This window comes from Duganella sp. AC237, from assembly GCF_979254035.1.
In genome coordinates this window covers 2,853,261-2,874,957 of sequence record NZ_CEEDEW010000003.1, presented here as the reverse complement: position 1 = coordinate 2,874,957, position 21,697 = coordinate 2,853,261, and the positions used below count along the sequence as shown (strand labels likewise).

Genomic DNA, 21,697 nt, shown 5'->3' with positions numbered 1-21,697 from the left:
TAAAAATATTTAACAGAATTCAGTTTACTCCTGTCAACGTCATCCGTATGTTCGCCAGTTCACCCCGCCACCTGCGCAAGGCTGATTCGTATGGCGATCGACTTGGCCGCCGGCACCATGCTCTCCAGCGCATGATGCTCCAGCGCCATCAAAGGGTTGCATTCGGGGAAATATCCGGCGACGCATCCCGCCGGAACGTTATACGCCACCAGCCGCAGCCCTGACACGCTGCGGGCGATACCGTCGCCGGTCACCGCGCTGGCATCGACCAGATCGCCCTCCGTCAACCCCAGCCGCGCGATATCCGCCTCGTTGATCAGCAGTACCCGCCTGCCGCCCTGGATACCGCGAAAACTGTCGTTCTCGTTATAAATCGTCGTATTGAACTGGCTGTCGCTGCGCACCGTGAACAACCGCAGCACGTCGCCCCGCGGCAGCAGCTGGTCGGGATCGGCGTCCAGCACCGTCGGCGCGATGAAGTTGGCACGCCCGTTCGGCGTCTTCCACTTGCGCTCGGCGGCCGGCACCGGCCGGCGGAACCCGCCCGGCGTCCACATGCGCGCATTGAAGTCGTGGAAAATCTCCGGATACGTCACGGCGATGGCGTCGCGCATGGTGGCGTAGTCGGCCACCCACGCATCCCAATCGACCGCCGGATTCGCCGGCAACGTCGCCTTCGCCAGGCCGGCGATGATCGCCGGTTCCGAGCGCAACAGCTCGCCGGCCGGGTCCGCCCTGCCCTTCGAGCCGTGCATGCAACCGGTGCTGTCCTCCACCGACACCGCCTGCTCGCCGCCGGCTTGCCAGTCCACCTCCAGCCGTCCAAGGCAGGGCAAAATGTACGACACGGCCCCATGCACCAGATGGCTGCGATTCAGCTTGGTTGCCACCTGCACGGTCAGCCGCAGCCGCGACCAGGCCGCCTCCACGCGCGCGGTATCTGGCACGGCCCGCACGAAATTGCCTCCCAGACCGATAAACGCCCGCACCGAGCCATCGAGCACGCCCTCGCAGGCCTCGACCGTATTCAGGCCCTTGTCGCGCGGCGGCTCAAAGCCGTACTGTTTCGCTAGCTGATCGAGCGGCGCCAGGTCAGGCTTCTCGGTGATGCCCACCGTGCGTTGCCCCTGAACATTGGAATGGCCGCGCACCGGACAAATGCCGGCACCCGGCTTGCCGATATTGCCGCGCAAAAGCAGTAAATTCGACAGCATCTCCACATTCTGCACGCCCAGCCGGTGCTGCGTCAGGCCCATGCCGAACACGCCGATCACCTTGCTCGCGCTGGCATACACGGCCGCCACCTCCTCCAGGTCGCGACGGGCCAGGCCGGAGTGGCGCTCGATCTCGCTCCAGCTTTCCTCACGCGCGCGTTCGACCAGCGACTCCAGCCCGGCCGTATGCTCGGCGATAAATTCGGTATCGAGCACACGCGGCGTACCCACCGCTATCGCAGCATCGTCGGCCGCGATCAGCGCCTTGCACAGCCCCAGCATGGCCGCGCTGTCGCCGCCGGCCCGCACCTGCAAATAACGCGTGCTGATGGTTGTCTCGGCGCCGGTCAGCATTTCGGCCGGCGACTGCGGATTGGCGAAGTGCAGCAGTCCTGTCTCGCGCAGCGGATTGAACGTGATGATGGGAACGCCCCGGCGGCGCGCCTCCTGCAACTGGTGCAGCATCCTCGGGCTGTTGGTGCCGACGTTCTGACCGAAGAACAGGATGCAGTCGGTCTGCTCGAAGTCCTCCAGCGACACGGTGCCGATCGGCACGCCGATGGTCTTGGGCAGCGCCACCGAGGTGCTCTCGTGGCACATATTCGAGCTGTCGGGCAGATTATTGCAGCCGTAGAGACGCGCCAGAAGCTGGTACATATACGACGCCTCCAGCGAGGCGCGGCCGGAACAATAGAACACCGTGCTTTTCGGCTCCAGCGCCTTCAGTTCGCGCCCGATCTCGGCGAACGCGCTGTCCCAGTCGACCGGCACATACCGGTCGCTGGCGGCGTCCCAACGCAAAGGTGTCGTCAGCCGCCCCACCGCCTCCAGCTGATGGTCGCTCCAGCCCAGCAGCTCGCCGACCGTGTGCTGCTCGAAAAAGCCGGCGTCACAGCGCTTGCCCGTCACTTCCCACGCGGTGGCCTTGGCGCCGCTTTCGCAAAACTCGAAGGGATGGGGATTGGCCGGCTTAGCCCAGGCGCAGCTGACGCAGGCCACGCCGTCGGTCTTATTCAGGTGGATCAGCAGCTTGCTGCCCTCGAACGGCACATGCTCGGTGAGCAGGGCCGTGGCGACCTTCTTCACCGAACCCCACCCGCCGGCGGGATGTGGATAGCGTTCGGGCGTGGTGGATTTCATGGACGATCCTTGATAAAAGTATCAGTCCATTCTAGGTGCCGGGGCGGCCGGCCTCTGTATGTCAGCGCACGAAGCTGCGACATCGAGGCCGGCGTTCCGGGTCAACTTAGAACATGTAGGTAAGGCTGAACCGCAAAGTCCGACCAAACAACGGCCTGGCCACGCCACGGTTGCGCGAGCCGTCAGGCGACAACAGGTCGTTGAAGAGCGGATCGCCTTCCGTGAACGACAGTTGGTTGGTCAGGTTGGCCACATGCAGGTGCGCGCTCAAACGCTCGGTGATCTGGTACTGCGCGCCCGCGTTGATGATGTGATACGAGGGGAACAAGGTCACGTTGCTGTCGGACGCCTCGGAGAAGCGCGATCCGTAGTGCTGGTACTGCGCGTACACGCTGACCGGAATGTCGGTCAGCGGCTTGAGGTCGAACGACGGCATGAAGTTGAACATCACCTTGGGCAGGCGGCGCGGCCGGCGTCCGTCCTCGCTGACCTGCACGTAGTGGTAGCCGGTGATGACACCCTGCGCGTCCTTGTCCTCTTGCGTGGTCGTGTAGTTGGCGCCTTTGACCTTCGGATTTTGCATCACCATATTGCCCTTCAACTCCAACCCCTGGATGGCAGCCGGGCGCCAGGACAATTCGACTTCAGTGCCGACGTTCTGGATACCGCGCTGATAAAGCTGCGCCACGTCCGGGCAGGAGTTGATCTGCGTGACGCCGCCGGCGCTGGTGCACTGCGACGACTGGATGTCCTTGTAGATGTTGACCGCGCTGCGCGGCGAGAACTTGTTGTAGAACGCCGCCACCGACGCGCCGAATCCACGCGTCAGGTATCTGAAGCCCATTTCGTACTGGCGGATATGTTCCACCGCGCTGACCTCCACCGTCCTGCCATTGACGACGGTGGCCGTCGCCGTGGTCAGGTTGTTGATGTCCTCGAGACTGGGCAGGCGGAACGAGTCGGACGCCAGCCCATACACGGCAAAGGCTTTGCTGAAGCTGTAGTTACCGCCCAATGACCAGCCGAAGCCGTGATACGTCTTGTTCAAGGTCTGCGGCGCGCCCGGCAGGCTCACTTCATTGTCCGCCGTCGTATCCTGGGTCGAACCGACAACCACATTGGCCGGCGTCAGATCGGTGATGACGTTGCGGTCGCGCCGCACGCCGTCCGCCTTCAGGTTTTGCCAGCGCACGCCGGCATCGATCTTCAGCTTTTTGCCCATGGTTTCCCAGTGGTCGAGCAGATAGGCGGCGTTGCCGTCACCCCGGATGTCGCTGACAAAACCGCCCCATCCCGGCAGGATCGCCCCACCCTGCGTCAGGCTCGGGCCGACCTGGTTGCCCTGCGCGTCCACCGCGATCAGATCGACCGGACGCGATTGGTTCGAGACGTCGCTGACCAACAGCGCCTGCTGGAAGTTGGGCTTGTAGCTGTAACGGCTCTTGTACACGCCGAAGGTCAGGTCATGCGCGCCTTTGAGTTCGAAGGACTTCTGTGTCTTCAGGTCGAGCGAGGTGCTGGAGGCGTCGACGTCGGCGACGAACGGGATCATGAAATTCAGGTTCGCCGATGCCGGCACCGCAGTACCGTCGTTCAGGTAGCGCCCGGCCACGCCGGTGGCCTTGGCGTAGCGCCTGATGAAATCCTCGCGACTGATGTTAGCGAAGGCGCCGCAGGCCTGGCTGCTCGGCACGTTGAAGAAGCCAATCAGCTTGGCGTTATTCAGGTTACAAGCCAGCGCCGCCCCGTGCGCAGGCGAGATCACGTCGTTCTGATAGCGGGCGTTGAGGAAGTTGGTCGACGTCGCCGTATCGTTACCCGTGAAAACAGCATTGAAGCCATTGCTGCCGGTGGTGTGCCGCAGTCCGGCCGACAGCTTCCAGCCGTCCTTCAACTCGTGCGAGCCGCTCAGCGTGAAAATCTTGAAGTCCGGGTGAATGCCGTCGGCCTGGTCGATTGTGCGCGTGCCGTACTCGCCGATCATATTGAACTTGCGGTTGTACTGCGAGGCCGTGGTGCCGTGCGCGAAGTCGATGCCCAGCGGCTCGATGGTGTCCTGGTTGATCTTGGTCGGATTGGCCGGCGTGCCGGGGTTGGCAAAGCGAGGCACCGAAATCGGCAGGTTCTGATAGAACGCGGTGCGGTCGTTGATCACCAGCGCATCGCCGCGCAAAGTGGTCTTGCCGTCGTCGCTGGTGTAAACCAGATTGCCGCGTACCTGGCCGCCACGGTCGGCGGTGTAGCCGGTGTCGCGCACGCCGTCGCTGCGGCGATAGAAACCGCCGACGGCGCCGGTCAGGTTGGGGCTCAATGGACCGGAAACGAATGCATCTTGGCGAATGAAGCCGTAGTCGGCGTACTCGATCTTGTAGCCGCCCGCGAGTTTGTCGCCGCCGGTGCGGGTGACGTGGTTGACGGTCGCGCCCAGGCCATTCGAATACAGGATGCCGCCAGGGCCGCCCTTGACCAGTTCCACGCTTTCGGTCATCAAGTCGTCGCGGATGAAGATGTCGTTGTTCATGAACGGGGCTTCCGGCTCTTCAAAGGCCGGCAAACCGTCGATCAGTTGCGGAGCGAAGCGGTAGCCGCCGGTGACCGGCAAGCCGCGCACGGTGATGTTGTTACTGGCCTCGCCGGCGCTGCCGCCTTCCGAGTAGATGCCGGGGAAGTTCGCCAGCATGTCGGCGGTGCTCATCGGCGCCAGGCGCTGGATCTCCTCGGCCGTCAATGTGTTGATCGAGAACGTCGCGTTTTTCTTGGTGGTCGATTTGGTCACGCCGGTGACGATGACGACCGCCGACGGGTCGGCGCCATTGGCGTCCGCGTTCTGCTGCCCGCTGACGGCGGCGGTGGGAGTGGCTGCGGCCGTGCTGTTTTGCTGCGCGAACACCAGCGCCGGCGCCAGGCAGATCGCCAGTGCCGCCGAACGAGCGATGTAACGGTTATAACGATTGATTGGGTAAGTCATTTCGCATCTCCTTTTATGATTATCAGCCGCGCTGCGACGGCCTGTCCAAGTTTTAGCTGTCCAACGTTGTCATTGCAGTGAAAGGGACTTTATCGGTGGTCGCGCACCTCCTCCAGCCGTGGCATGTCGGCGCCGCGCCGGGAACAGGTGACTGCGGCGGCGCGGCCGGCGAAGCCCAGCGCCGCTTGCAGCGCCGGCAGGTCCAGTTGCTTCAATGCGGTGCGCGTCAACACGCCTCGTTCGCCCAGATGCGACAGCAGCGCCGCCTGGAAGGTGTCGCCGGCGCCGACGGTATCGACCACGTCGATCTTCACGGCCGGCAGTTCCAGCGCCAGCGCCGACGTCGCGGCCAGCACGCCGTCGCCGCCGCGCGTGACCACCACCAGCGCCACGCCGGCATCCAGCGCCATGTCGATGAAGGCGCGCGGCGACAGGCCGGGATACAGGTGGCCGATATCCTCGTCGCTGATCTTCAACAAGTCCGTCAGCGGCAGCATCCACGCGATGGCGTCGGTCCAGACCTGGCGATCCGGCTGGATCGTCAGCCGCACGTTGGGATCGAAGGCGATCAGGCTGCGGGCATGCTGGCGCGTGACCAGGGCGCGCAACGTCGATGCGACCGGTTCGACGGCCATGCAGTAGGAGCCAACGTGAATCACCGACGCTTCTAGCGGCACACGCTCCAGGTCCACCACGGTCACGGACCGGTCGGCGGTCTGGCTGCCGTACAAGGTGTAGGCCGGCACGCCATTGGCGTCGACATCGATGGTGACCAGCGCGGTCGCCGCCTCCGGCCTTGGCGCACAAGAGGTGTCGACTCCTTCGCGCGCCAGCGTATCGGCCAGCTTGCGGCCGAACAGGTCCGCCGACAGCCCGCCGAAGAACATCGGCCGCTGTCCCAACCGCGCCAGGCCGATCGCCAGGTTGAAAGGCGAACCGCCCACCCGCGCCGACAGCGCGAAACCGGTGTCGGTGTCGCCGTCGGAAAACACATCGAACAAAGCCTCGCCACATACGATGATCATGCCGCCTCCACTACGCCGGCCAAGCCGGCCGTTATGTTGTTTGAAATGCGTGGCTCGATGCGCAAACCACCCTCGTCGAAAACGTGCACGCGGCCCCCCACGGGACTGACGCGCCACGCCGCGTTGGCGGCCGGCGGCTCGCCTTTGACCACCACCATCAGCGGCTTGGCCAGGCCGGGCACGGCCAGATGGACATACGACTCGGCGCCCAGTCTTTCGACCAGGATTACCTCGCCCTGAATCGCGCCCTGGGGGTCGGCCACCAGATGCTCCGGCCGGATGCCGACGGTCACGGCGCCCGCCGGCGCATCGGCCGGCGCCGGCCAGTCCAGGCCCGCGCTGCCGATTCGCAAGCTGCCGTCCGCATCGAGGGAACCGGCCACCAGGTTCATCTTCGGGCTGCCGATAAAGCCTGCTACGAACACGTTGGCCGGATGGTCGTACAGGTACATCGGCGCACCGATCTGCTGCACGCCAGCCGGCCCCAGGACGACGATGCGGTCGGCCAGGGTCATCGCCTCGACCTGGTCGTGTGTCACATACACTATGGTGGCGGCCAACTGCTTGTGCAGGCGGGCGATCTCCACCCGCATGTCGGCGCGCAGCGCGGCGTCCAGATTGGACAGCGGCTCGTCGAACAGAAACGCGCGCGGCTTGCGCACGATGGCGCGGCCGATGGCGACGCGCTGCCGCTGGCCGCCAGACAGCTGCGGCGGATGCCGTTCGAGCAGGTGCTCCATTTGCAGCATCTTCGCCACCGCGTGCACGGCGACCTTGATCTCCGCCTTGGGCACGCGCGCCAGCCGCAGGCCGAAGGCGATGTTCTCGAACACGCTCATGTGGGCGTATAGCGCATAGCTCTGGAACACCATCGACAACCCGCGCTTGGCGGGAGGGGTATCGTTGACCGTCAAGCCGTCGATGCGGATCTCTCCCGCACTGATTTCCTCCAGCCCCGCGATCATGCGCAGCAACGTCGATTTGCCGCAGCCCGAAGGACCGACCAGCACCACGAACTCGCCATCTTCGATCGTGAAGTCGACGCCGCGCAGAATGTACTGCGACTCTTTACCGGGGTAAGTCTTGCCCACCCCTTGCAATGCGATCGTTGCCATCTCATTTTCCTTTCAACGCGGCGCCCATCGCCCACACCTTGAGCGAGACGACCCGGTCGCCCGGCGCCGCCAGCAAAGCCAGCCCGTCCGCGTCCCCGCGGCTTGGATAAGCGCGGCTGGTCAGGCTCTTGCGTTCATTAACGTAGGCCTCGACCATCGAGCGGTCCAGGAAAAGGCGCATGCGCAGGTTCTCCGAGCCCAGGTCGAAGGCGCCGCCTTGCACCCCGTACGACTTGCCGATGGTGGACAGGGTGCGGTCGATTTCCAGACGGCGCGCGGCGCCGTCGACGTACAAATCGGTCGCCTCGGCCCGGCCGGGCGCCACCCGCACGCTCAGACCGCGCTTCGCGGCCTGCGACGATGGCGCGAGCTCAAGTTCGATCTCGATTCCATCGCCGCGCAGCGCCGTCAGCGCCATGGCCGCGTCGTCCACGCCGACATCGCGCAAATCGAGCAATTGCCGGCCGCGCAGGCTGCCCAACTCACCGATGGGAGCCAGCCGCAGATCGCCATCGACACCCAGCGACAGCGCGATTGGCAAGCCTCCGTTGTGCGCCCAGCCGGCGTCCCACTCGTCCTTCAGCGTGCGTTCGCCCTGCGCGATTGAAAAGACAATCGAGCGGCCGGTCTTGGGGTCGACAAACCCGCTTGGCCCGGAGAAGTGTCCCTGGCCGACATCGAACACGCGCGGCGCGTCGCTATCGGGCTTGAAACGCGCGGCGGCGGCGTCGAATACGCCGATCCAGTAGTAGGCCTGGCCTCGCACATCGTTCAGGAACACGTGCCGCTCGCGGCCATCGGCGCCTTTACCGATCGGCAGCAGCACCGGCAGCTCCCAGGTTTTCTCGAAGTCGGGGAAAGGCTTGGCGTCTATCGAGAACAGCGGACCGCGCGGCTTCCAGTTGACCAAGTCCGCCGATTCGTACACCAGCGCCGTGCCGCTGCGGCCCGGCAGCGCCGAGCCGACCAGCTGGAACCAGTGCTGGCGGTCGCCGTCACGGAACACGAACGGATCGCGGAACTCGCCGAATTTCCCCTTGCCCTGCTGTTGCAAGGTGACGGGTGTTGGATATTTCTTCCAGCAGGCCAGGTCCGGGTCGCGCACATCGCAAGGCGTTGCCATGCCGGTGCGCTGGTTGGGACGCGCCTTGTCGTTACCGGCGGTGAAGAACAATACCGGCGTGCCGTCGGCGGCGTGGGTGGCGCTGCCGGACCAGATGCCATCGGTCGCCAGGCCGTCGTCTTCCGGCGCCAGCGCGATGGGCAGCTCGCGCCAATGCACCATGTCCGCGCTGACCCAGTGCCCCCAATGAATCTGATGCCAGAACGGGCCGAACGGATTCTTTTGGAAGAACAGGTGGTACTGGCCCTGATAGTAAAACGGCGCGTGCGGCTCGTTCATCCAGCCGGCATCGGGCATCACGTGGTACTGCGGGCGGTGACGGTCGCGGTCGAAGGTACTCGCCGGGACATTCATATCGGCCTGCGACAGCGCCGGCGCCTTGCCCGCGCGCGGCGCCAGATCGCCGGTGACGATGCGCGCCACCGCCACTGCATCGGAAGGACCGGCGTCGATACGCACCTCGTCCATCAAACCAAGGAAGGTATTGAGCTTGAAAACGCCGCCGACCTGCTCCGGCTGCGAGTAGCGGCCGATTGTCAGCGGTAACTCCGCCATGGCGAACCGTCCCGACGGAGGCATCGCCTTCTCGGCCACCAATTCACCGTTCAAGAACAGGGCAACCCGCCGCGTGGCCGGATCGTAGCTCGCCGCCACGTGCGACCAGGTGTCGCGCGGCAGCTTGCGATCGGTGACGCGCACATCGGCGATGGTTCCGCCCAGGCCCATCTTGATGCCCCAGGTGCCGAAGCGGTAGACGCCAAACGAAAAACCTTTCCTGGCCTGGGCGTCGAACTGGCTGACGAAAGCCGAATAGTGGCCGCCATCGCCCCATTCGAAGGCGTGGGGCGCCACCCAGGCGCTCAGCGTAAAGCCGCCTTGCAACGCGGCGCTGGTCAGCGGCGGCGCGGTTACGTCGGTCGAATAGCCGTCGAACAGCAGGCAGCCTTGATGGATGCAGCTGGCGGCAGGGCGCCACAACGGCGACGAGTCAGGCTTGAAGCGCGCGCGGTTGAACACATAGTTGACCTGGTCGCGACGTCCGGACACCTGCTCGACGGTCTGGCTGCCGCCCTGCTCGTCCAGCCCCCACCGGGCGAGCGGCGGCGCGGCGTCGGCCGCCACGGCCTGCGTGGCCGCCAGTACTAGACTGGCGACGGCGTAGCGATAATTCATATTGTCTCCTCCAGCTTTCTCATTTTTACAACCGGCTGTCTATCGTTGTCATTTCTGTGCCAAAGAACCGTCGATTACATACAGGCCGTTCTCCAACCGCAGCGGAATCGGATCGCAAATCTGGCCGACGAACTGACCGTCCGCGCCGCTGTCTTCGAACGCCATCAGGCAGTCGTCGCCTGTCACCGGATCGTGCAGGATTTTGCCGGCGTAGCGGCGGCACGGAATATCGCCATCGAGGAAGCCCGGTGCGGGTTGCCATGGTCCCAGCGGATTGTCCGCCACCAGATAATGGGTGCCGGAGACGCCGCCCTTGTACTGCGCGCGCATCTCTTCGGTCCAATGCGCGGCGATGTTACAGAACACGCAGTACCAGCGGCCATCGCGCTCGAACACCTGCGGCACCTCCAGCTGGCCATAATGGCCGCCGGCGTAGACCGGCTCCGTCGCCGTCCAGTTCACGAGATCCGGCGACACGGCGTGGCCGATCACGCCGCGCGCATACAGCGGACCGTCGTTGCGGCGCGCCGTGTAAAACATGTGATACTGGCCGTCGATTTTATCGGCCAGCACCCAAGGGTCACGCAAGGCGCGGTCGTGCCAGCGCCCTTCCTCGTATTCCTCGTAAAAGCGCTCGTCCAGATCCAGCGCCAGGCCGGTGCCGACGCGCTCCCAAGGACCGTCGAGGCTATCCGAGGTGGCGTGGCCGATACGCTGGCGCATACCGCTTTCGGCGCGGCAGGTGCCGGTGTAGAACAAGTGGTAGCACCCTTCGGCCTTGATCACGGAACCGGTCCAGGTGGTGAAATCGTCCCACGCCGGGGAGGCCGAGGGACCGAACGCCGTACCCAGCGAAGTCCAGTTGCGCAGATCCTGCGACACCGCGTGGCCGATCGAGACGTTCCAGTGGCGCAGGTCCGGGTTGCCGATCGATCGATTGGCCTGCAGGAAGAACAGGTGCTGCTCGCCCGCCTCCTCGAAGTGCCAGAAGTCCCAGATGAATTTATCGTTCAGTTTAAGTGTCATGTGTAGTCCAAAGTTAGCCCGCGTTAGCCCAAGTTATCCTTTAATGCCGGTCCCGGCGACCGAGGCGACGAACTGCCGCTGGAACGCCAGGAACACCGCGAGCACGGGTAAAGTAATCACCGATGCGTAGGCCATGATCTGTCCCCACGAATTGGTGCGTCCGAAGAATTGCTGTATGCCCGGCTGCACGGGCCGGAACGCCTCGCCCTGAATCACCATGATCGGCCACAGATACTGGTTCCAGGCGGAGATGAACAGCACGATCGCGGCGGTTGCGATCACCGGACCGCTGTTGGGCATGATGATCCTGGCGTACACGGTCCAAGGCCCGGCGCCGTCCATCTTCGCCGCCTCATCCAGCTCCGGCGGGATATCGCGGAAGAACTGGTAAAACAGGAAGACGCAAAAGGCGTTCGCCAGGAACGGGATCACCTGCACGTGCAGGCTGTTGAACCAGCCGGTGTGCATCACCAGTTGGCCATGCTCGATGGCCGGCCAGGGCAGCTTGGCCACCAGCGACAGCAGCGGAATGGCGATCACCTCGAACGGCACGATCACCATCGCGACCACCAGCGCCAGCACCAGATTGCGTCCGCGCCAGCGCATGCGCGCGATCGAAAACGCCAGCATGCTGTTGATGATGATGCCGCCGACAACCACCAGCGCAGCGATCAACGTGGAGTTCAGCAGGAAGGACGGCAGGTCGCTCTTTTCGAACACCGACGTGTAGTTCCGCATCGACCACTCGGCCGACGGCAGATAGGCGGACAATTTGTTCAAATCGGCGAAGATCGCGCTGTCGCTCTTGAAGGAAGATACGAACATGAACAGCAGCGGCGCGATGAAGACGATGCCGATCGCGCTCATGCCGATGAACAGCGCGATATCGCGCAAGGTTCGGCTCATTTTTACATTCATTTCGCGTCTCCCTTCGACACCAGCATCCGCTGCAACGCCGACAGCGCCAGCACGATAACAAAGAACACCAGCGTGATCGTCGAGCCGTAGCCCACATCCTGCTCCTTGAAGCCGCTGCGCACCGCGTGGTACACCACCGTGGTCGTCGAATCGAGCGGGCCACCGGAGGTCATTACATCGACTTGCGTGAACAGGCCGAACGCCAGCAAGGTGGTCGACACCAGCACGAAGATGATGGTGTTGCGCAGACCCGGCAACGTGACATGCACAAACCGCTGCCACGCGTTGGCACCCATCAGCGTGGCCGCCTCGTACAACTCGTGGGAGATCGACTGCAGGCCGGCCAGGAACACCAGCATCTGGAAACCGGCGCCCTGCCAGGCCGACATCAAAGCGATGGCGGGCAAGGCATAGCGGCTGTCGCCCAGCCAGTCCGGTCCCGCGTTGGGGTCATGCAGCAGGCCGCGCAGCAGTTCATTGAGCATGCCGCGATCCGTATTGAGCATGAACGCCCACACGATGGACGCCACCACCATCGACGTCACCACCGGTGCGAAGTACACGGTGCGGAAAAATACCCGTCCACGGATCTTCTGGTTGACCAGGATCGCCAGGCCGAGCGCCACCCCGCACTGCAACGGCAGCACCAGCGCCGCGAACAGGAAGGTGTTGATCAGCGACCGGTAGAACAAGGGATCGGTGGCCGCCAGCACAATGCGTGATTCGCGGATATCGATCTGGAACGCGGGGCGATAGCCCTCCAGCGCCGGCTTGTCCTTGCGGACCTGCCGCCACGTTGGATAGCGTACGCCCTCCTCGTCACGGACGGCGGCGCCCTGCGCGTCGCGCACCGGCTCGACGACGGCGACATTCAGCGCCAGCAGGCGCCGGTAATTATCGAGTCCCACGTACTTCGTCGCCTCGGGCGACATCAACCGGTGATTGGTCATCGTCGCGCCGGCGGCGAGCAGCATCGGCAGCACCACGAACAGCACGAACAACAGCAGTGCCGGCGAGGCGAAGGCTGCCACCGCGAACGGATTTTCGCGGCCAAGTCTGGTTTTCATAAGCCGCCCTCCGTTTTGCGCGCGGCGAACCCGTAGCCGTTGTTGCGCGAGATGTTATGTTCCATCGCCTCCACCGCCTCATCGAAGGCCTCGGTGGCGTCTTTGCCGCTGCGGATATCGGCCATCGCTTTTTCAAACGCCGACGACATCGCCGGATAGGCCGGACTGGCAGGCCGCGACACCGCATAGCGCTTGGCAAACTCGAAGTAGATGCGCCAGTCGCCGCCCGGACGATAATGTTCGGTGAGCGCCGCCCCCTCCGCGCTCACCGGCACCAGCCCGGTGTCGCGGGACGCGGCGGCGATTTCCGCCGGCGAGATCAGGTGCGCCAGGAACGCCGCCGCGCCGTCGGGCTGGCGGCAGCTGCGCGTGATGCCCCACTGCCAGGAAGCCGCGCCGATCTTGGGGCCATGGCCGAAATCCGGCGGCGGCATCACCACCAGATCGTCGCCGAATTGTTCGCTGTATTCGCGCGCCTTCCACGAGCCGGTGTAATGGAACAGCGAGCGGCCTTGTTCAAAAGCCTTGTCGTCCGCCGGAATCCGCTCGACCAGCTTGTCCTTGAACAGGCGCCCGTAATAGCGGCCGACGGCGACCGCCGCATCGCTGTTCAACACACCATCGACGCGCACATAACCGTCGCGGTCTATCAGGTCGGTGCCGGCGCTTTGCAGCCATGGCGAAAACGAATAGCTGTACCACTCGCCTTTGAAGCGGCCGTTCAAATCCAGCGGAAAGCGATAGCGTCCGCTCTTCTTCACCTTCGCCAGCACGTCGTGGAATTCGGCCGCCGTGTAGGGCTGCTCCATCGTCGCCATGCGCACACCCAGCGCGTCCAGCTGCGAGCGGCGTGAAAACAGCGCCAGCGCCACGTCGAACTGGCCCACGCTATACAGCTGGCCCTTGTAGGTTCCGCGTCCGCCTTCGAGCAGCTTGGCCACGGCGTCTGCCGGCAGCAGCGCATCGAGCGCGCGCACATGCCCGGCCCAGGCGAAGTTCGGCACGGTCGGCTGGTCCATGGCGATGATGCACGGCAGTTGACCGACCAGCGAGGCGGCGGTGATCGACTCGGTGTACGAACCTTGGGGTATCGACTCCACAACCACCTTCCACTTTTGCTGCGAACGATTAAAGCGCTCCACGGCCGCCCTGCCCGATGCCATCTCGGCGTCGCCGGTATCGTGACGCCACAGCTTGATTTGCACCGGCCCGGCCAGCACCGGCAGCGCCGTCGTGAACATTAACGCCGCCAACAACCCGCGCCTCATCGCTTGGCCTTCATTGCCTGCATGGCCTTGACCGCGCTGGCCGATGGCGCGGCGACGGTGCCGCGCATCACCGGCACGCACGGCACGCGGATGGTGGCGGCGGGCGCCGAGGCCTGCTCCAGCACATGGCGGCCGGACAGCTCGCCGATTTCGCGGTACGGCAGCGCGACGGTGGTCAGGCCCGGGTCCAGCGCTTCGGAGATCAATCGAAAATCATCGAAGCCGACAATCGACACGTCTGCCGGCACGCGCAAACCGCGCCGCTGCAAAATGAAAATGACGCGCATGGCCATCTTGTCGTTACCGCACAGGATGGCGGTGGGCCGGTTGTCACTGGCGAAGAGGCGGTCGACGGCATCGGCAAGGTGCGAAAACTCGTCCGCGTCGCCCGCCTCCGCGCCATGGATCAGCCAATCCGGATCCGGCGTGACGCCATGCTCGCGCATCGCGCGCTCGAAACCGCGCAGGCGCAATCCGGTAGCCACCATGCCCGGTATCAGTTGGAGGAAGGCGATCTCGCGGTGGCCGGCCTGCAGCACGATTTGCGCGGCCGCGTAGCCGCCGCCCTCGTCATCCGGCACCACCTGCGTGTAGCGGCCCGGCGCCTCGAAGCAGTTGGCCAGCGCCGCCGGCGTGCTGCCCAGCAGCGATTCGACAGTGACTTCGCGATGAAACGGCGTGGCGAACAGGATCGCCTCGACCCGCCGCTCGCGCATGTCGGCCACCAGGCGGTGGGCGACATCGGCATGGCCGCCGGTCTCGCCGATCAGCATCACCTTGCCAAGCTGCTCGCATACCAGCTGTATGCCCTTGATGATCTCGGACGAATCCGGCGTCGTCGTCAGCTTTTCGGCGATGACGGCGACCAGCCCTGTCGGACGCCCACGCAGCATGCGCGCGGCAGCCGAGGGCGTGAATTCGAGGCTGCGCATGGCCTGCTCGATACGGGTACGGGTTTTCTCCGACACCTCGGTCCCGCCGTTGAGCACCCGCGAGACGGTCTTGATGGACACACCGGCCTTCTCCGCCACATCGTGAATCGTTGCCACACAGTCTCCTTGATTATTTGCCGCAGCGCTGGAGTCTTGCCGTCTGCCGCAAAATGTCCAACGTTGTCATTTGTTTTGCAAATGATATGGATTCCGGAGATTGCAGTCAACAAAAATATTGAGAAGCTCCCGATCAGTGCAAATCGGCGGGTGCAGGTTGCCCTCCGCCCAGCTTGCTTTTTCTTTAACGTAATGGATTAAATAGGCAGGGTGAGTTCGGATAAAATCCGCCCATCTCAATCGGGGGGGTGACATGAATAACACTATTGCTTCTGTTCTAAAGTCGCCATGGGCGAAGTGGGGATTCGTGCTGGGCTTCGCCCTTGGCGGATTTTTCGACGGCATCCTACTGCATCAAGTGCTTCAGTGGCACCACTTCCTCAGCCTGGTGGAAGGTATGGACGACCTGCGCCTGCAAATCTTGTGGGACGGCTATTTCCACGTGTTGATGTACGTCATCGCCGTCGTTGGACTGTGGGGCCTGTGGCGCTCCAGAAACTCTACGCATGGAGAATGGGGCAGCGCACTGATCGGTTCTGTATTACTCGGGTTTGGGGTCTGGAACTGGGTGGATATCGGGTTGGCGCACTGGATCATGGGTATCCACCGGGTGCGGCTCGACAGAGACCCCTTGATGTGGGATCTCATCTGGCTCGCTGCCTTCGGCGTGCTACCGATGATCGCGGCATGGTGGGTCTACCGAACCAACGCCGCGCGCCTGCGCAACTCTGCGGTAGCGCTGGTGCTGCTGACAGCTGGCGCGGCCGGCGCTGGCACCTGGGCGTTGCAGCCAGCGCCTGACGGCCAATTTACCACTGTTGTGTTTGGCTATGGCGCCGAGCCCCGTGACGTCTTCGCCGCCTTAAAGGCAACCGACGCCCGGCTGGTATGGACCGACCGGGAGATGGCTGTGGTGGTGGTAGCCGTCGCTCCGGAACATAAACACCAGTTTTATCGGCATGGTGCGGCCCTCGTTGGGGGCACCGTTGGCGCCGTTGGCTGCGTCAACTGGACCAGGGTTCAAGCAAAAATCTGATCGCATCATGCACCGGATCCAGGTGCAACCGATCTATGAGGGCGACTCGGGCGGATAGATAATTTGCAGCCCCTCGACACTGGCGAACGGCGTCAGCTTGTGCGGACGCCGGCCGCGTGCATCGATGATGTCGTCGACGCGCACGCCGCGCAGCAGCAATGCGTCCGCCACCAGCGAGCGGTGGCAGCGCCACGGCACGGCCTCCGCGCACATCAGCGCGCAGGGCTTGCTGCGGGCGATGTCAATCACGGTATCGACGTTGGCCGCGAACTCATCGGTCTGCATATAGTCGGCGTACCCGCGAAACGACAGGTTGCGCCAGCCGGCGTTCGGTGAATCGGCGCGCGGACGGCGCAGGCCGCCAAGGCCGGCCAGGTAGCGGTATTCGATGCCGGCGTCGGCAAGCGATGCCGCCAACTGCTCCTGGCCGAACTGCGGATTGTGGCGCGATTTGGGAATGGTCCGGATGTCGATCAGGCAGCCAACCCCGTTCTGCCACAACAGTCCGATAAAGTCTTCGATGGTACGGTTGGAATGGCCGATTGTGAAGACGAGCTCAGGTGTCATACGCCTCTTTCGCGGTAAGCCGGGCGTACATTCTGGCATGGACTTAGGCCGCGAAGCGCACCGTTCCGACGCCCGCTTAGCCGCGTCGCGGGCGCAGACCTGCAAAACCAGCTACAGCTTCTTGCTCATGAAAACTCGGCTAATACCTTCCAGATCGGATTCAATCTCGCCGAAACGTACCCACCCATTTTTTTCATAGAATCCGGGCGCCTGGAAGCTGATTGTGTATAGCACGGCTGATCGGCAACCTCGCTCGCGCGCTTCATCTTCGAAGGCCGCCAGGATTTTCGTGCCCAGTCCTGAACCGCGTGAAGAAACCGGCAGGTGGAACAGGTCCAGAAAGGCCAGCCCGAGCGAAGTCCGTCCGACGATTCCGCCCAGCGCTTCGTCGCTATCGGAATCCCTCACGATCACGCACAGCGGACGTCGGTCACTTAATCCCGATACCTGCTGATTGAATTCATCCAACCCTCTACCAATAGCGTCTTCGAACTGAGGATCTACGCTATCGCTGACAATAATGACATTCCGCTTCAAAGTACGCCCTTTTCTCTCTGCAAATATATAGTTTAATGAGGTACCCGCACATTTCGAACATCTACATAGGATAGGGACTGGAAAAAACAGCTGCGGCCTGACTGCACTGGACAGTATCCGGATGTCATCAGGAAAACGATGCTGAGGGTGCCGTAGCCGTCCGATCAAATCTTCGATAGCGTCTGTGCAACGGCTGAAGATCGAGACCAGTGTGGATGTCATAAGGATGGGTAGCGATAGCTACCCTCATTTGGGCGAACTCAACGGCCAGCGTGGCGCTCGGATACGCAAGTAACCACTCCGACGCTCGGCACACCCGCCATGACCCTACAGCTCGGTCACTATGTGAATTTGAGATTACCCAAGAAGTATCTTATTTTATGCCAAAACTTAATACGGCACGGACTAGATGGTTAACGATTAATAGATAACCGACCCTCCAAAGCTATATACTGACGATAATTTCGCAATGGTATCCATTTCCGTCATACGAGATGGTTTGAGAGCGCTTGGTACATTCCGCGAAGCCAGTGATTAATAAACGGCGCTTTTTGGACTCCAGGAAGCAATAGCGCGTCGCGAATATTCGCATTGTCAACACCAGCATATTTTAGCTTGGAAATTTGATCCATTACGATTTTTAGCTGTACTGCTGCTTCAACCGAATACCGCCGCCCTAACGAAAAATCATCAAAGTGCCTCTGCACTCTGTTTTTGTGCACTTGATCCCAGGGCGCAGGTGCATTAACGAAGTAGCGCACGGCTACCGGGGTACCCGTTGCATTGAGTGTACAGTCAGCATAAATCCATTGCTCCTGAAAAAACCGGTCATGGTCGACATACGGCTGGATGACCTGATCATCCGCGCGAGTGGCATAGCGCTCAGCCTTACCGTCCATATTGCAGTCGCGGCACGACGGGACAAGATTCTGTGGAAAAATAGAGTATTGAGGGAAATGTGCCTTGGGTAAAAAGTGATCAAGATTTCTAGGACTACCAATACCGCCACAAAAAGGACAATCATCCTCAGCCGAATTTAGTAATTTCTCGTAAATTTTACGCGCAGCTTTCTTCTCATTACGAAAATAGTATTCATAAAGATTTATTAGCTCGGACTTGGTCAACTTTCCCACGACGATCGGATTCTTATCCACGGAGGTATCGACCGGCTGGATGGACCAAAGCGCCCCGCTATTGCCAGTAATGACATAGTCATTACCTGCCTGCAGCAGAGCTTGTCGTCCGTCTATTATCTTGTCCTTTAACTCCTCGTTTCCTAAAATTCCTTCGATGCATTTTTCCAGTGTTGCGCCAAAATTCAAGACTGGATGACTAAGACGCATCATTAGGCAATTCTCCCATCGCGCTCCGCTATCAACGCTAAAAGTATTGCTCTTCCTTCCAGCCCAAGTTGATCACCATAATTTTTAATTATCTGCCCGAAAGAGTCGCCTGAAAGAACTGCCGAGGCAAGCATGTCGTGGAAGCCAGAGCGCACGACCTCCAAGCTGAATACCTCGCTGGTCAGCATCCCGAGATTTTCCGCAAATGTTTCGATTTTTGGGCGCTTAAACGAAATTTCCTTCCCAATACGATATGTTTTCCATACGCAAGAACGTGGTATTTCTTGCAGAATAACGGGCGAGTGTGTCGCTATTATTGCCACGCCATTTTGATCGAGAAGCAAATCGGAAAGAGCCCGGACGAAAGCCGAAAGTAATGGCGGATGTAGATGACTTTCTGGCTCGTCCAATAAAACGAGCGATTTTTCTTGAACCGTTTCCACTAACCGTGTGATCGTCAAAAGTACGATGGCATGGCCAGAACTCATGCGCGAGAGATATTTATCAACTTCGGCAGCATAGTCTTCGAAAACTGCGTTCGAATCTGATTGCTCGCCTTTCCTACGATTCTGGACCTGTTGATAGACCTCTCGCAGTTGCGCTAGATTCATTGCAGCAAAGTTCTCATCGGAGCCAAGCTTCTCGATAGCATGCAGCCATCGCTTCTGTTTTCCATCATTTCTAAAACAGCCGATCAATGCCCTCACACAATCAGCTCTCAACTCTGGAATAGTACGATGAAGGTCTGGTTGCTTTGGATCTTTTAATCCTATGTAAAAATAGCACGTTCCTTTGGACGGGTCTGGTTGTTCAAGAGGTGGATTAAAGGGATCAAAGGCGCTAAACGATACCGAAATGAGACTACTAAAATAATCCAGACCAATCTCGCGCTCCCCCGGCGAGCTAAGATTAATAAATTTAGAATAATTAGACCTTTTGGTGATAGCCTCTATCATTCCATTTAGAAGCGTTGTCTTGCCAACTCCATTTCGCCCAATAATTGCATGTATATTTGTACTAGGCGTTGAATCGACAATTATAGAAAAATCTACAGCAATCTGACCTAGGTACTCTGTCTCAGGTCTGATAAATCGAAAGTTGAAGTCAGTGCGCTCCGCAGACCCTACAAGTGCACGGAAAAACTGACCCGAAATAAGACTGCGAGGAACATCACGAAGTAGTGATATTCTAAGAACCTCTTCGCCTTCAATTTCATGAAGTATCTGGGGTGTATACACCAAATCCCTTAACGCAGCTAGAATTGAAACACCGATGCCACCAGAGAGCTCTCCCAGCCTGCGGTAAAACTTTACATCTTGCCCAAGCGAAAAATACTCATCGCCCAAACTTAGAAACTCAGGATCTAAGGTCGAATAGGTGTATTTCTCTACGGTTTGCCCTTTGAATCCAATTTTTGTAACGCCGATATCGTTTTTCTGACCCAGAAGGTCAATGTAGATCACCCGAAACATTGTCACAAACGAGTAGTCATTCCAATGATCCATCTCTAAAAAAACTGTACCCACATCTTTTTCATTAACCTTTGATCGCCCAGCTATTTTAAATTTCATATAAATAGTTAATTTTTACGTTTAGAGTCACTATCATCGGAAAAACTTATGCATCAGATAGCATCTTAGCGACGCGCACAGTTTCAAGAAATCAACTTGTCGTTGCAACGTTATGGTGCGACACTTCAAGTCTTATGTAATGGTCGAGGAAGTCGCCACGGACATTCTACCGTCACGAAAATCATAAAGAACCAAGATCGGCCGAGCCCTGTACTAACCGCTTCTACTCTCCGGATCAAGTAGCTTAAACTTCCTTAAATTGGATACTCCCGCAACGCGACCGGAGCAGACATAAAGATATTATGTCTTAGTCATTGTGTTAGCAGCATCGGTCGGATTTTTTATTCAATAGGCGCTTCGTTCTCAACCAACACTAGGAAGCATTGGTAGCCAAACCAGATTCGTTATCCATTGTTGCGTAATAACCGAATTCAGGACCATGAGGGGAAATGGTACGAACCCGTTCTCTTTCTGCGGCTAGGTAAAAGAGCATCCAGGTAGCGGCCTCGAGGAACTGTTCTTTTACAGACGGCGTTCCTCGCTGTTTTAGCCATTCCGGACTCCGACTGTATATACCATGTGATTGGGAAAGCGCGTTTACGCGAGCCTTCGTTCCGGCCTCGTCAAACGTAAAGCCTTTAGGTTGATGTGCAACCTCGTTGCGGATTCGACGAATAATGTGTAAATCCCGGCAGAACTGGTGACTTAGCAAACCCACTCGATAGGCTCCGTCCACTTTTGCACTGAATGAACCAAACGGCGACATTGGACCATCAAAAAGTGCGTCTGAGGAAGATGAGTTCGGCACGAAGCGAGCAAGCATCAGTTCCTGAAGAGCTTCCTCAAGCATAGCGGCGGAAACTAATACGATGCCTCGAGGAGATTCCGTCCGAAGCTCGGACTGAAGGCGGACAACCGCATCGAAGTCTGGCCCTGGTTCAGAAGTATTAATTTTTTCCATAGTTTTTATCGACCGATTGACGGCGTGTCTGTTGGTAAGTCACTTTGAAAAATCCGCTCAGGGATAGTAAGACTTACATCAGGACCAGTGTAAGCCGTGCGTAACTACAAAGGCAAGCAAAAGGACTTTCTGAGCACATCACTACCGCAAAAAGCTGATGCATGTTTTCAATCGTTTTGTAAATTTTCGCCTACGTACAAAGCGGTGCTATGCCGATAGGCCAGCGCAACAGCCAAGGTTAGTATTTCCCATTCACTCAACTTTCAGGAGACAGTAATGAGCAACGACAATCACCAGCAATCCGTCGGCGGCAGCGGCGCGACGGACGGCTTGAGCGGTACCAAAAACGCGGGCACCGAGGGGGCCGATAGCGGCCAAGGCGTCAACAAAGGCGCGGCAAAAGATGCCGGCAAAGGCCAGCACGGCCACGGTGGCCAGCACTCCGGCGGCATGGGCGGCGAACATGGCGGCGACCTGCACGACGTCGGCCTGGCGCAGAGCGGCATGACAGGCGGCAGCGGTGGGGGCGGCAACCTCACGAAGAAAGGCGACAAAAAAACCAGCCGACTCCATAAGGAAGGCGGCTGGCCTTGAGT

Annotated in this window: 17 protein-coding genes; 2 read left to right on the top strand and 15 right to left on the bottom strand. The window is 60.4% G+C overall.

Features of this window, described 5'->3' with window-relative positions:
* Window positions 1-59: 59 nt before the first annotated feature.
* The 10 genes from AC0IYS_RS13120 to AC0IYS_RS13075 all read right to left on the bottom strand — a co-directional run bounded on the left by AC0IYS_RS13120 (window position 60) and on the right by AC0IYS_RS13075 (window position 15,086).
* Complete coding sequence (locus AC0IYS_RS13120; RefSeq protein ID WP_471705556.1) at window positions 60-2,354, bottom strand: FdhF/YdeP family oxidoreductase; 2,295 nt, start codon at window positions 2,352-2,354, stop codon at window positions 60-62.
* A gap of 106 nt (window positions 2,355-2,460) precedes the next feature.
* Entirely contained in the window at window positions 2,461-5,322 is a 2,862-nt protein-coding gene (locus AC0IYS_RS13115) for a TonB-dependent receptor (protein WP_471705555.1), read from the bottom strand.
* 89 nt (window positions 5,323-5,411) lie between these two features.
* On the bottom strand, window positions 5,412-6,347 hold the full coding sequence (locus AC0IYS_RS13110) for a carbohydrate kinase family protein (protein WP_471705554.1): 936 nt from the start codon (window positions 6,345-6,347) through the stop codon (window positions 5,412-5,414).
* Window positions 6,344-7,462 carry an ABC transporter ATP-binding protein gene (locus AC0IYS_RS13105; protein WP_471705553.1) on the bottom strand — a complete coding sequence of 373 codons (1,119 nt, stop codon included), beginning with the start codon at window positions 7,460-7,462 and terminating at the stop codon, window positions 6,344-6,346. Before AC0IYS_RS13105 ends, AC0IYS_RS13110 begins: the two co-directional genes overlap by 4 nt.
* 1 nt (window position 7,463) lies before the next feature.
* A complete protein-coding gene (locus AC0IYS_RS13100) occupies window positions 7,464-9,758 on the bottom strand; it encodes a GH32 C-terminal domain-containing protein (RefSeq protein WP_471705552.1) in 2,295 nt (764 codons plus the stop codon).
* Between the two features lie 48 nt (window positions 9,759-9,806).
* Entirely contained in the window at window positions 9,807-10,784 is a 978-nt protein-coding gene (locus AC0IYS_RS13095; RefSeq protein ID WP_471705551.1) for a family 43 glycosylhydrolase, read from the bottom strand.
* A 33-nt stretch (window positions 10,785-10,817) separates the two neighbouring features.
* The gene (locus AC0IYS_RS13090) at window positions 10,818-11,690 is read right to left on the bottom strand and encodes a carbohydrate ABC transporter permease (protein ID WP_471705550.1); all 873 of its coding nucleotides are present in this window, start codon (window positions 11,688-11,690) and stop codon (window positions 10,818-10,820) included.
* Between the two features lie 8 nt (window positions 11,691-11,698).
* Window positions 11,699-12,769, bottom strand: a complete 1,071-nt coding sequence (locus AC0IYS_RS13085; protein ID WP_471705549.1) for a carbohydrate ABC transporter permease — start codon at window positions 12,767-12,769, stop codon at window positions 11,699-11,701.
* Window positions 12,766-14,010 (bottom strand): extracellular solute-binding protein, encoded by a 1,245-nt coding sequence (locus AC0IYS_RS13080; protein ID WP_471705548.1) that lies wholly within the window; start codon window positions 14,008-14,010, stop codon window positions 12,766-12,768. The genes AC0IYS_RS13085 and AC0IYS_RS13080 overlap by 4 nt, the downstream gene beginning before the upstream one ends.
* A 23-nt stretch (window positions 14,011-14,033) precedes the next feature.
* Window positions 14,034-15,086 carry a LacI family DNA-binding transcriptional regulator gene (locus tag AC0IYS_RS13075; protein WP_471705547.1) on the bottom strand — a complete coding sequence of 351 codons (1,053 nt, stop codon included), beginning with the start codon at window positions 15,084-15,086 and terminating at the stop codon, window positions 14,034-14,036.
* A 253-nt stretch (window positions 15,087-15,339) separates the two neighbouring features.
* Between AC0IYS_RS13075 and AC0IYS_RS13070 the strand changes: the two genes are divergently transcribed.
* Window positions 15,340-16,122, top strand: coding sequence for a DUF2243 domain-containing protein (locus AC0IYS_RS13070; RefSeq protein ID WP_471705546.1), 783 nt, complete (start codon window positions 15,340-15,342; stop codon window positions 16,120-16,122).
* A gap of 33 nt (window positions 16,123-16,155) precedes the next feature.
* Here AC0IYS_RS13070 and AC0IYS_RS13065 read toward each other — a convergent pair whose 3' ends face one another.
* From AC0IYS_RS13065 to AC0IYS_RS13045, 5 genes are all read right to left on the bottom strand, one after another.
* Window positions 16,156-16,689, bottom strand: coding sequence for a DUF488 domain-containing protein (locus AC0IYS_RS13065; RefSeq protein ID WP_471705545.1), 534 nt, complete (start codon window positions 16,687-16,689; stop codon window positions 16,156-16,158).
* Between the two features lie 111 nt (window positions 16,690-16,800).
* The gene (locus AC0IYS_RS13060) at window positions 16,801-17,226 is read right to left on the bottom strand and encodes a GNAT family N-acetyltransferase (protein WP_471705544.1); all 426 of its coding nucleotides are present in this window, start codon (window positions 17,224-17,226) and stop codon (window positions 16,801-16,803) included.
* Between the two features lie 485 nt (window positions 17,227-17,711).
* On the bottom strand, window positions 17,712-18,572 hold the full coding sequence (locus AC0IYS_RS13055) for an HNH endonuclease (protein ID WP_471705543.1): 861 nt from the start codon (window positions 18,570-18,572) through the stop codon (window positions 17,712-17,714).
* The gene (locus AC0IYS_RS13050) at window positions 18,572-20,140 is read right to left on the bottom strand and encodes an AAA family ATPase (protein ID WP_471705542.1); all 1,569 of its coding nucleotides are present in this window, start codon (window positions 20,138-20,140) and stop codon (window positions 18,572-18,574) included. Before AC0IYS_RS13050 ends, AC0IYS_RS13055 begins: the two co-directional genes overlap by 1 nt.
* Window positions 20,141-20,513: 373 nt before the next feature.
* Window positions 20,514-21,101: a hypothetical protein gene (locus tag AC0IYS_RS13045; RefSeq protein WP_471705541.1), complete on the bottom strand. Its 588-nt coding sequence runs from the start codon at window positions 21,099-21,101 to the stop codon at window positions 20,514-20,516.
* 276 nt (window positions 21,102-21,377) lie between these two features.
* Here AC0IYS_RS13045 and AC0IYS_RS13040 point away from each other — a divergent pair, with 276 nt between their 5' ends.
* On the top strand, window positions 21,378-21,695 hold the full coding sequence (locus AC0IYS_RS13040) for a hypothetical protein (RefSeq protein WP_471705540.1): 318 nt from the start codon (window positions 21,378-21,380) through the stop codon (window positions 21,693-21,695).
* Window positions 21,696-21,697 lie beyond the last annotated feature (2 nt).